The 7,959-nt window shown below is 70.3% G+C and carries 7 protein-coding genes; 3 read left to right on the top strand and 4 right to left on the bottom strand.

Features of this window, described 5'->3' with window-relative positions; genetic code table 11:
• Positions 1-50 precede the first annotated feature (50 nt).
• The gene (locus ABT106_RS11270) at positions 51-518 is read right to left on the bottom strand and encodes an RDD family protein (RefSeq protein ID WP_351275336.1); all 468 of its coding nucleotides are present in this window, start codon (positions 516-518) and stop codon (positions 51-53) included.
• Positions 519-703: 185 nt separating this feature from the next.
• Between ABT106_RS11270 and glnA the strand changes: the two genes are divergently transcribed.
• Together glnA and ABT106_RS11260 are read left to right on the top strand one after the other, a co-directional pair.
• Positions 704-2,113, top strand: a complete 1,410-nt coding sequence (gene glnA, locus ABT106_RS11265) for a type I glutamate--ammonia ligase (RefSeq protein WP_267720807.1) — start codon at positions 704-706, stop codon at positions 2,111-2,113.
• 178 nt (positions 2,114-2,291) lie between these two features.
• Entirely contained in the window at positions 2,292-2,900 is a 609-nt protein-coding gene (locus ABT106_RS11260) for a hypothetical protein (protein WP_351275334.1), read from the top strand.
• A 2-nt stretch (positions 2,901-2,902) separates the two neighbouring features.
• Here the strand turns inward: ABT106_RS11260 and ABT106_RS11255 are convergent, their stop codons facing one another.
• Complete coding sequence (locus tag ABT106_RS11255; RefSeq protein WP_351275332.1) at positions 2,903-3,559, bottom strand: TetR/AcrR family transcriptional regulator; 657 nt, start codon at positions 3,557-3,559, stop codon at positions 2,903-2,905.
• An 87-nt stretch (positions 3,560-3,646) separates the two neighbouring features.
• Between ABT106_RS11255 and ABT106_RS11250 the strand changes: the two genes are divergently transcribed.
• Complete coding sequence (locus tag ABT106_RS11250; RefSeq protein ID WP_351275330.1) at positions 3,647-4,417, top strand: SDR family NAD(P)-dependent oxidoreductase; 771 nt, start codon at positions 3,647-3,649, stop codon at positions 4,415-4,417.
• Between the two features lie 60 nt (positions 4,418-4,477).
• Here the strand turns inward: ABT106_RS11250 and ABT106_RS11245 are convergent, their stop codons facing one another.
• Positions 4,478-4,999, bottom strand: coding sequence for a DUF4240 domain-containing protein (locus ABT106_RS11245; RefSeq protein WP_267720811.1), 522 nt, complete (start codon positions 4,997-4,999; stop codon positions 4,478-4,480).
• Positions 5,000-5,141: 142 nt separating this feature from the next.
• Positions 5,142-7,826, bottom strand: coding sequence for a pyruvate dehydrogenase (acetyl-transferring), homodimeric type (gene aceE, locus ABT106_RS11240; protein ID WP_351275328.1), 2,685 nt, complete (start codon positions 7,824-7,826; stop codon positions 5,142-5,144).
• Positions 7,827-7,959 lie beyond the last annotated feature (133 nt).

Below are 7,959 nucleotides of genomic sequence, written 5' to 3'. Positions count from 1 at the left end.
GACCGAACGGTCCGGGGGCGCCCCTGTGTCGTGCGCGGTGGACGCGGCGGTCAGAGACGGACCTGCACGGCGCGCGCCAGCCGGTCGTGCAGGCCGCGGCCGTCGCGGTCCCAGATGAGCGCCGGGACGACCAGGGCCAGCAGCAGGGTACGGATCACGACCCGGCCGAAGCCGAGGCGGCCACCGTCCTCCGCGATCACCCGGAGCCCCACGATCCGCTTGCCGGGGGTGAAGCCGACGGTGCCGACGGTCAGGACGGCCAGGACCACGAAGAGCCCCAGGGTCCAGTTGCCCGCCGCGGCCAGGTCACCGCCCGTGATCAGCCCGTACGCGATCAGCTGGCAGCCGGTCCAGTCGATGGCCACGGCGCCCAGCCGGCGTCCGAACCGGGCGACGGAGCCGGGCCCAGCCTGGGGGAGGCCGAGCCGCTGACCCGGGTAGCCGAAGTCGACGCCCATGTCCTCGGCGGCCGCGCGGGGGCCCGAGAGCCACGATCCGATTGCTTGCCTGTTGTCCACCCGAACACGGTACCCGTGCGGCTCCACGGCGCTTCCGCGGGACCCTGGTTAACTTGTGCGAAACAAATGGGTCATGCTTGAGAAATCCCGTCTGCTTATGGTCGGGTCAGCGTGCGACACCGCACTGACGCACCACGAGCTATAAAACCCGTCCCTGCCCCGGGGCCGGGAGTAGGAGGAGTTGGATGTTCCAGAACGCCGACGAAGTGAAGCAGTACATCGAGGAGAACGACGTCAAGTTCGTTGACGTCCGCTTCTGCGACCTGCCTGGTGTGATGCAGCACTTCACCATCCCGGGGCGCGCGTTCGACCCGAACGAGGAGCTGGCCTTCGACGGCTCCTCGATCCGCGGCTTCCAGGCGATCCACGAGTCCGACATGGCGCTGCGCGCCGACATCTCCACCGCGCGCCTGGACCCGTTCCGCAAGGACAAGACGCTCAACATCAACTTCTTCATCCACGACCCGATCACGGGCGAGGCGTACAGCCGCGACCCGCGCAACATCGCGAAGAAGGCCGAGGCGTACCTCGCCTCCACCGGCATCGCCGACACCGCGTACTTCGGCCCCGAGGCCGAGTTCTACGTGTTCGACAGCGTGCGCTTCGCGACCACCGCGAACGAGAGCTTCTACCACATCGACTCCGAGGCCGGCGCCTGGAACACCGGGTCCGAGGAGAACAATCGCGGCTACAAGGTCCGCTACAAGGGCGGCTACTTCCCCGTCGCCCCGGTCGACCACTTCGCCGACCTGCGCGCCGAGATCTCCCTCGAACTGGACGCCCAGGGCCTCCAGGTCGAGCGCCAGCACCACGAGGTCGGCACCGGTGGCCAGGCCGAGATCAACTACAAGTTCAACACGCTGCTCGCCGCGGCCGACGACCTGATGCTCTTCAAGTACATCGTGAAGAACGTCGCCTGGCGCAACGGCAAGACCGCGACGTTCATGCCGAAGCCGATCTTCGGCGACAACGGCTCGGGCATGCACGTGCACCAGTCGCTGTGGGCCAACGGCGACCCGCTGTTCTACGACGAGACCGGCTACGCGGGCCTCTCGGACACCGCCCGCTACTACATCGGCGGCATCCTCAAGCACGCCCCGTCGCTGCTGGCGTTCACCAACCCGACGGTGAACTCCTACCACCGCCTGGTGCCGGGCTTCGAGGCGCCGGTCAACATGGTGTATTCGCAGCGCAACCGCTCCGCCGCCATGCGCATCCCGATCACGGGCTCGAACCCGAAGGCCAAGCGCGTCGAGTTCCGCGCCCCGGACCCGTCGTCCAACCCGTACCTCGCCTTCGCGGCGCTGCTGCTCGCGGGCCTCGACGGCGTCAAGAACAAGATCGAGCCGATGGAGCCGATCGACAAGGACCTCTACGAGCTCTCGCCCGACGAGCACGCGAGCGTCCCGCAGGTCCCGACCAGCCTCGAGGACGTGCTCAAGGCCCTGGAAGCCGACCACGAGTACCTCCTGGCCGGCGGTGTCTTCACCCCGGACCTGATCGAGACGTGGATCGACTACAAGCGCACGCACGAGATCGCCCCGATCGCGCAGCGCCCGCACCCGCACGAGTTCGAGCTGTACTTCGACCTCTAGAAAATCCGGGTCGTGCCTGGTGAAAGGCCCCCCGCCGCTCTCTTCGGAGTGCGGCGGGGGGCCTTTCCGCTTTGACAGGGGGTGGGGACCGGGCGAGGGTTGAAATGACCTAAAAGCCTGATAAGCGAGATACGTGCGGAGGTGCATGAACATGCGCCGTAGGATCGTTGCGGCAGCCATGGCAGGGGCCGCGGGAATCGCGATGGGTGTGCTGCCCCTCGCCAGCGCCTCGGCTTCGACCGTCACCGGAGGGGGAGGCGGCGGCGGGAACGGTGGCTACGACTGCTACCGCTACCCCTCCCACCGCTCGGACGCCCGGTGGGACGCCTGTTGCAACCACGACTGGCGCGACCGGCCCAGCTGGTGCTGGGACCAGGGCGGTGTCGGCGGGTACAACGACAACTGGCGTGACTCCCACTGGAACGACTCCAACTGGCGCGACGACGCGAACTGGAACTCGGGCCGGTACGACTACGACTCCGGCCGTCACGACAGCGGGAACTGGAACAACGACAACGGGAACTGGAACAACGACCGCGGCGACTGGAACAACGGGGGCGGCGGTGGCGGCGGCAACTGGAACAACAACGACGGCGGCGGCTGGAACGGTGGCGGCGGCGGGGGCGGCGGCGACTGGAACAACGGCGGCGGCGGGGGCGGCGACGGCGGCAACTGGAACGGCGGCGGCGGCGGGGGCGGCGACGGCGGCGGCAACTGGGGCGGCGGCGACGGCGGCGGTGGGGGCGGCAACTGGGGCGGCGGCGGCGGAGGTGGCGGCGGGCGCTGACCTCAGCGCAGCAGCAGCGGCATAGCGCCCGTGAGGTCGCGCAGGCAGCGGACGGCGAGTTCGGCCGGAGAGCCGGGCCCCGAGACCGGGGCGTCGGTGGCCGACCACAGCTCCAGGGAGATGCGGATCGCGTCCGTTGCCGCCGCGGCGAGGAGCCGTACCCCCAGGGCGTCCGAGCCCGGGCCGGCCAGCCGGGCCACCACGGGGACCAGCTGCTCCTCGGAATCCTGGTTCACCCGGTACCAGACCGCCCTCAGCGCCTCGTCGGACTCCGCCGCGCGGAGCAGGCCGCGGGTGACCTCCAGGCCCTCCCCGACGGCCTGGGGGTCGTTCAGCGACCGGGTGACGGCCCGTTCCAGGGCCTCCCCGAGCGGAGTGCCGGGATCCTCCTCGGAGAGCAGGGCGCGCCAGGCGTCGCCGCCGCCCGCGAGCAGGGGGGCCACCGCCTCCTGCTTGTTGCGGAAGTACCGGTAGAACGTGCGCAGGGCCACCCCGGCGCGGTGGGCGATGTCCTCGGCGGTGGTGCCGTCCGGGCCGTGCTCGGCGAAGAGTTCGCAGGCGGCGCGGGCGATGTCGAGCTGGGTGGCGGCCTTGCGGCGCTCGGTCAGCGACTGGGCTCCGGGGCCGGCCTGGAAAGAGTACGGACGAGGGGATCTCACGGGGTGAAGCGTACCTGCCGCACGCCACGATGATTGCATTTCTTGTCACTATGGCAAAACGTGTCATCAGCTCGTACGCTCACCCCCATGAACCGTTACGAAGGACGTCGCGTCCTCATCACGGGCGGTGGCTCCGGCATCGGCCAGGCCACCGTCCACCGCATCCTCTCCGAGGGCGGCAGGGTCCACACGGTGGACGTCAACGAGGCCGGCCTGACGGCCACCGCCGACCGTGCCGCGGCCGACGGCCACACGGACCGCCTCACCACGGCCGTCCTCGACATATCCGACGAGAACGCGGTCCGGCGGGGCGTGGCCGCGGCGGCCGACGCCCTCGGCGGGATCGACGTCCTCGTGAACGCCGCCGGCATCCTGCGCTCCGCGCACACCCGGCACACCACGCTCGAACTGTGGAACACGGTCATCGGGATCAACCTGACCGGCACGTTCCTGATGATCCGCGAGGCCCTTCCGGCGCTGCTCGCGGGCGACCAGCCGGTCGTGGTGAACTTCAGCTCCACCTCCGCGTCCTTCGCCCACCCCTACATGACCGCCTACGCGGCCAGCAAGGGCGGCATCCAGTCCATGACCCACGCGCTGGCCGCCGAGTACAGCAAGCAGGGCCTGCGCTTCGTCTCCGTCGCACCCGGGTCCATCGAGAGCGGCATGACCACCGGGACCGGCCCCGGCCTGCCCGAGGACACCGACTGGTCCCTCTTCGCCAAGCTCGCCCCGGCCCTCGGCCAGGGCTTCGCCGGGCCGCAGACCGTGGCCGGCGTCGTCGCCATGCTCGGCTCGGAGGACGGCGCCTTCATCACCGGTACGGAGATCCGCATCGACGGCGGCACCCACTACTGACCCCCTGAGCACCCCGGCCGGCCCACCCGGCCGGCCACCCACCCTGATCGGCGCCGCCGGTCAGCCCCTGAAGCGGTCCCAGAGCCGGGGGAAGCGCTCCGCGAGCACGGCTTCGTCCTCGAAGTCCAGCGGGGTGCCCTCCGGCTCTGCCGGCTGGAGCGGGACCCCCAGTTCCGGCGTGACCGCACCGGTCAGCTGCTCGTACGCCTCGTCGGCCGCGTACCCCAGCTCCTCGCCGTCCCCGTCGATCTCCTCGTCGAACTCGCCCAGCAGCTCCGCCAGCTGGTCCGGGTCGTGCACCCCGCCCTCGAAGACCTCCCGGCCCTGCCCGATGAGCCAGCAGCGGAAGTAGTCGAAGGCGTCGTCGCTGGCCCCGTCGAGCAGGACCCAGGCGGCGCCCCACAGGTCCCAGGTATAGGCCCGGTTGTAGCGCGACTCGAAGTGCCGCGCGAAGTCCACGACGGAGTCGGGATCGAGTTGCGCCAGCCGCTCCACGAGCAGCTCGGCGTGCTCCTCGGGGTCGCCCTCGGCGGCCTCGCGGGTACGGTCGACGATCTCCCAGAACTCCGTCTCGTCCATCACGGCTCAAGCATCACGGCTCCGCCCCCGCGCCGCCACCGCGCACGGCGTGAAAAGGCCGGTGTCCGCCCCCCGGGAGGGTCGGACACCGGCCTCTTCACGACACGGTGTTCCTACGGCGCGCCACCGCGCCGGCCGCGCGGCCTCAGAGGCCGTAGCGCTCCCGGGCCTCCTTGACGGCGGACGCGGGCACCTCGCCGCGGCGGGCGAGCTGGGCCAGCGCGGCCACCACGATCGACTGGGCGTCGACACCGAAGTGGCGGCGGGCGCCCTCACGGGTGTCGGAGAGGCCGAAGCCGTCCGTGCCCAGCGAGGTCCAGTCCTGCTCCACCCACTGGCTGATCTGGTCCGGAACCTGGCGCATCCAGTCGGAGACGGCCAGCACCGGGCTGGTCACGCCCTCCAGCGCACGGGTCACGTACGGGGTGCGCACCTCGCCGCGCAGCAGCGCCTCGTCACACTCCAGCGCGTCGCGGCGCAGCTCGCCCCACGAGGTGGCGGACCAGACGTCGGCGGCCACGTTCCAGTCGGCGGCGAGGAGCTTCTGCGCCTCCAGCACCCAGTGGATCGCCGTACCGGAGGCCATCAGCTGGATCTTCGGGGAGCCGGCGGCCGGAGCCGCGTCCGCCAGGTCGGCCGCCGTGTTGAAGCGGTACAGGCCGCGCAGGATGCCTTCCTCGACGCCCTCGGGCATCGGGGGCTGCACCTTCGGCTCGTTGTAGACCGTCAGGTAGTAGAAGACGTCCTCAGGCTGCTCGCCGTACATCCGGCGCAGACCGTCCTTGACGATCACCGCGATCTCGTACGCGAAGGCCGGGTCGTAGTTGAGCGACGCCGGGTTCGTGGACGCGATCAGGTGCGAGTGGCCGTCCGCGTGCTGGAGGCCCTCACCGGTCAGCGTGGTGCGGCCGGCGGTGGCGCCGACGATGAAGCCCTTGCCGAGCTGGTCGGCGAGCTGCCACATCTGGTCGGCGGTGCGCTGCCAGCCGAACATCGAGTAGAAGATGTAGAAGGGGATCATCGGCTCGCCGTGCGTCGCGTACGACGTACAGGCGGCGATGAAGTCGGCCATGGCGCCGGCCTCGGTGATCCCCTCGTTGAGGATCTGGCCGTCCTTGGCTTCCTTGTAGTACATGAGCTGGTCGCGGTCGACCGGCTCGTACGTCTGGCCCAGCGGCGAGTAGATGCCGGCCGACGGGAAGAGGGACTCCATGCCGAAGGTGCGGGCCTCGTCGGGGACGATCGGCACCCAGCGCTTGCCGGTCTCCTTGTCCCGCATCAGGTCCTTGACGAGCCGGACGAAGGCCATGGTGGTGGCCATCTCCTGCTTGCCGGAGCCCTTGAGCAGCGGGGCGAAGGAGCGGTCGGGCGGAGCCGGCAGGGCGACCTGCTTGACCGTGCGGGCCGGGGCCGGACCGCCGAGCGCGGCGCGGCGCTCGTTCAGGTACCGGACCTCGGGGCTGTCCGCGCCCGGGTGGCCGTACGGGACCTGGCCGTCGACGAAGGCGCTGTCCGGGATCGGGAGGCCGAGCTTGTCGCGCATGCTCTTGAACTCGTCGATCGTCAGCTTCTTCATCTGGTGGTTCGCGTTCTTCGACTCGAACCCGGCACCCAGCGTGTAGCCCTTGACGGTCTGCGCGAGGATGACCGTCGGCGCGCCCTTGTGCTCCAGGGCGGCCTTGTACGCGGCGTACACCTTGCGGGGCTCGTGGCCGCCGCGGGAGGTGTGGAAGCACTCGGCGATCTTCGCGTCGGAGAGCAGGCCGCCCAGCTGCGTCAGCTCGGCGTCGGCGCCGAAGAAGTGCTGGCGGATGTAGGCCACGTCGCGGGTCGCGTACGTCTGGAACTGGGCGTCCGGTACCTCGCGCAGGCGGCGTACCAGGGCGCCCGTGGTGTCGAGCTGGAACAGCTCGTCCCAGGCGGAGCCCCACAGGGACTTGATGACGTTCCAGCCGGCGCCGCGGAACTGGGCTTCCAGCTCCTGGACGACGCGGAAGTTCGCGCGGACCGGACCGTCGAGGCGCTGCAGGTTGCAGTTGATGACGAAGGTCAGGTTGTCGAGCTGCTCGCGGGAGGCGAGGGCCAGGGCGGCGGTCGACTCGGGCTCGTCCATCTCGCCGTCGCCCAGGAAGGCCCAGACGTGCGAGTCGGCGGTGTCCTTGATGCTGCGGTTCTGCAGGTAGCGGTTGAAGCGCGCCTGGTAGATCGCGGACAGCGGGCCGAGGCCCATGGACACCGTCGGGAACTCCCACAGCCACGGCAGGCGCCGCGGGTGCGGGTAGGACGGCAGGCCGTTGCCGCCGGACTCCTGGCGGAAGTTGTCGAGCTGCTGCTCGGAGATCCGGCCGTCGAGGAAGGCGCGGGCGTAGATGCCGGGGGAGGCGTGGCCCTGGATGTAGAGCTGGTCGCCCGATCCGTCGGCCTCCTTCCCGCGGAAGAAGTGCTGGAAGCCGGTCTCGTAGAGCCACGCGGCGGAGGCGAAGGTGGCGATGTGGCCGCCGACGCCGTACTTGGAGCCGCGGGTGACCATGGCGGCCGCGTTCCAGCGGTTCCACGCGGTGATCCGGGCCTCCATCGCCTCGTCACCGGGGAACTCCGGCTCCGCGGCGGTGGGGATGGTGTTGACGTAATCCGTCTCCAGCAGCTTCGGCAGGGCGAGACCGGCGGCCTCGGCGTGCTGGAGCGTACGGCGGAGCAGGTATTCGGCGCGGCGCGTACCGGCGGCCTTGGCGACGGCGTCGAGGGAGGCCGCCCATTCGGCGGTCTCCTCGGTGTCGCGGTCCGGGAGCTGGTCGAGCTCGCTCGGAAGCTTTCCTACGGGGTCGGACATCGGTGTGCGCCGCCTTCCGGACAAAGGAGAGGTGGTGAAGAAATCCCTGACGGGCAGGACAGGGCTGGCGGACCTGGTTGAGGTCCGCGATGACTGTAAATCGCTGATCGATGATCGATCAAATGAAAGTGGC

Origin of the sequence: Streptomyces sp. NPDC002044 (assembly GCF_040296725.1) — a bacterium.
GTDB lineage: Bacteria > Actinomycetota > Actinomycetes > Streptomycetales > Streptomycetaceae > Streptomyces > Streptomyces antarcticus.
This window is presented reverse-complemented; position numbering and strand designations above follow the sequence as displayed.

Excerpts from the sequence above, each read along its gene's own strand:
- glnA (WP_267720807.1), top strand. The coding sequence starts at position 704 with ATGTTCCAGAACGCCGACGAAGTGAAGCAGTACATCGAGGAGAACGAC.
- ABT106_RS11260 (WP_351275334.1), top strand. The coding sequence starts at position 2,292 with ATGGCAGGGGCCGCGGGAATCGCGATGGGTGTGCTGCCCCTCGCCAGC.
- ABT106_RS11250 (WP_351275330.1), top strand. The coding sequence starts at position 3,647 with ATGAACCGTTACGAAGGACGTCGCGTCCTCATCACGGGCGGTGGCTCC.
- aceE (WP_351275328.1), bottom strand. The coding sequence starts at position 7,826 with ATGTCCGACCCCGTAGGAAAGCTTCCGAGCGAGCTCGACCAGCTCCCG.